The organism is Pseudomonas sp. P110(2024) (assembly GCF_057480795.1).
On sequence record NZ_JBLIYT010000043.1, the window covers coordinates 1 to 401 of the forward strand.

At 56.1% G+C, this 401-nt stretch carries 1 protein-coding gene; it reads left to right on the top strand.

The features are described from left to right. The coding region (locus AC25ND_RS26405) for an IS3 family transposase (protein WP_486976684.1) at positions 1 to 401 on the top strand (401 nt) is incomplete at both ends.

The following is a 401-nucleotide window of genomic DNA, read 5'->3' on the forward strand; positions in this document are numbered from 1 at the left end:
TCGCTTGATGCAGGCAGAGGGGCTGCGTTCGCAAACGGGCTATCGCCGTCGTCCTGGGTTTTATGGCGGAAAACCAACAGTGGCATCGCCCAACCATCTGGCCCGGCAGTTCAAGGTCAGTGAGCCGAATAAGGTCTGGGTGACCGATATCACCTACATCCGCACCTATGAAGGGTGGCTGTACCTGGCGGTAGTGTTGGATCTGTTCTCTCGCCAAGTCATTGGTTGGTCAATGAAGCCCAGGATGAGCAGCGACCTGGCCATCGACGCCATGCTGATGGCCGTGTGGCGACGCAAGCCACAGCAGCAAGTGATGATTCACTCAGACCAAGGCAGTCAGTTCAGTAGCTCAGATTGGCAAAGCTTCCTGAAGGCCAACAATGTGATCAGCAGCATGAGCC